Origin of the sequence: Kitasatospora sp. NPDC058048 (assembly GCF_042885555.1) — a bacterium.
Classification (GTDB): Bacteria; Actinomycetota; Actinomycetes; order Streptomycetales; family Streptomycetaceae; genus Kitasatospora; species Kitasatospora lactacystinica.
Genome location: NZ_JBHVRT010000052.1, coordinates 67,847 through 69,977, shown reverse-complemented (window position 1 = coordinate 69,977; position 2,131 = coordinate 67,847). Strand labels below are relative to the sequence as shown.

The window sequence follows — 2,131 nt, the reverse complement described above, 5'->3', positions numbered from 1 at the left end:
GGCCCCGACTCGTTCGAGTCGGGGCCACCGCCGTCTCTGGGAGACGAACGCTCTACATGCTGATCCCCGTGCCGGCGGCGTCCACGCCGGTGGTGATGTCGTACGCGATTTCGGCGGCTTCCGCCGCGGCGGCCGCGGCGGCCGCCCCCGCGGCGGCGCTGGCCACCACGGTCACGACTGCCAGGGTGGCCACCTCCTCGATGAGGCTGGTCCGGCCCGCCTCCTCTGCCTCGGCCCGACCTCGGGGCAGAACCGTGCGGGACGCGTCCTCGGTGGCCAGTTGGTCGTACTCCTCGGCCAGGGCGCCGGCTCGCTCCTCCAGCCGCTCGGCCCGGTAGCGCTCTCGCTCGGCCGCCGCCACGTCGCTGTCCCTGGCGGTGTCCAGCATCTGCGGCAGGGTGCGGTCCATCACCAACCACTCGGAGTAGGCCGCGGCCCTGGTGGCCTCGGGACCGGCGGCGGCCCCCAGCTCGGCCCGGCGGGAGTCGAGTTCGGCGAGTCGGGGGGCGGTGTTGTCGATGTAGTCACGCAGTACGCCGGCCTCGGCCACCAGCTCGCGCCGCTCCTGGCCCCGGACGGCGTGCAGCAGCCCAAACATCGCCCGGTCCCTCAACCGGCCTTCCACTGCAGCGAGTTGGGCCTGTAGTTGGTCGGGGGTGCGGTCCCCGAGGCCTCCGACCTGCCGCACCTCGCGGTACTCGCGGTCCAGCGCCTGCAGTTCCTCGACCGCCCCGGCCCGGGTGCTCAGAGCGGCGTACCGCTCGGTCAGCGCGGTGACGACCGGTCCGCGGCGGGAGCGCGCTACCTCCATGGCGGTGGTGGCCTGCTCGGTGGCCCGGCTGGCGTCGCGGCCGGCCTGGATCGCGGCTGACCGTACGTCGGCGAGCCGGCTTTGCAGCTCGGCGTCCGGGACCGTGCCGTGCGGCCGCTCGAGCCACGGCGGGATGCCGCTCTCGTCGGCCTCCCTGACGGGGTCGGGCCGCACGGGCGTCCGGACGCTCTCGGGATCGAACGTCTGCGGCCGCGCCGTGGCCGGGTCGGCGGGAATGTCCTGGTTGATGCGCCACGCCAGCAGCGCGGGGACGGAGCGCACGGCAGGGGTGATGCGGCTCTGTTCGACGGCGCGTCCGAGCACGGTCACCGGGTCGTGGCCGGCTCGCTCGACCCGCGCCAGGGTCGCCCCGAGGGCGGGCCACGCCGGGTCGCCGATCAGCACGGCGGCGCGCGGCCCGGCCACCCTCCGCACTACCTCGTGGTACTGCTCGTATCGGTCCTCGGCCATTGGTGCTGCCCCTTCTGGTCAGCGTGCTACCTGCTGCGGCCGCCGTCATCGGCGGACCGGTCCCACTCCTGATCGGTGTACTCGTACCCGTACTCGTACGCCGCGTCCTGCTCGCGGCGCGCGTCGGCGGCGGCGGTGATGCGGGCCGCCGTACGCTGCAGCCCCTCGGTGAGGGAGTCGGCGGGCTGCAGCTCGGTCCTGATCTGCTGCTCGGCCGCCAGGGTCTCGACGCTGGCCCGGGCTTCGGCCGCGCGCTGCTGCAGGGCGTGCACGGTCGCCTGGGTCAGTTCGGCGTCCTGCAGATCGCTGCTGCGGGCCTGGGTAAGCATCTGCGGCAGCGCGCGGGCGGTGGTCTCCCACTGCTGGACGGCGCCGGCGCGGGTCGGCACCGGGCCGGCGAGCCGGTCCAGCCGCTCACGCCGGATATCCAGCTCGACCAGCCGTCGGGTGACCTGCTCCAACTGGGAGCGGAGCGCCGCGGCCTCGGCGGCGGCGCGCTCCCGCGGGCCCCGCCAGCGCGACCCCGCGCCGGACTCGGCTTCGGCCAACCGGGCGCGAAGTTCGATCGCCTGAGCTCCGGTCGCCTCGATCTCCGGGGCGAGCTCGGCCAGGGCCTGGACGGCCTCCGCGCGCTGCTGAAGGGCTTCGGCCTGGGCCTGGACGGCCTGGGCGGTGGCACCGGTGCCGGCCTCGGCCCGGCCCTGCTTCTCGGCGGCCTGGCCGATCGCCTCGGCGGCGGCCGCGGCGGCCTGCTGGGCTTGCGTCAGCGCGGACGTGTGGGCGGCCTGCAGTTCCTCGTCCGTCAGCTCTCCGTACAGGCGCTCGCGCCACGTCGGCCGGCGCTCGTAC

At 75.4% G+C, this 2,131-nt stretch carries 1 protein-coding gene and 1 pseudogene; both read right to left on the bottom strand.

Going from position 1 to position 2,131, the window contains the following annotated elements:
- Positions 1 to 52 precede the first annotated feature (52 nt).
- Positions 53 to 1,282, bottom strand: coding sequence for a hypothetical protein (locus ACFVVA_RS37155; protein ID WP_387695122.1), 1,230 nt, complete (start codon positions 1,280 to 1,282; stop codon positions 53 to 55).
- Between the two features lie 26 nt (positions 1,283 to 1,308).
- Positions 1,309 to 2,131: pseudogene (locus ACFVVA_RS37150) on the bottom strand (hypothetical protein); the annotation flags it as partial.

Excerpts from the sequence above, each read along its gene's own strand:
- ACFVVA_RS37155 (WP_387695122.1), bottom strand. The coding sequence starts at position 1,282 with ATGGCCGAGGACCGATACGAGCAGTACCACGAGGTAGTGCGGAGGGTG.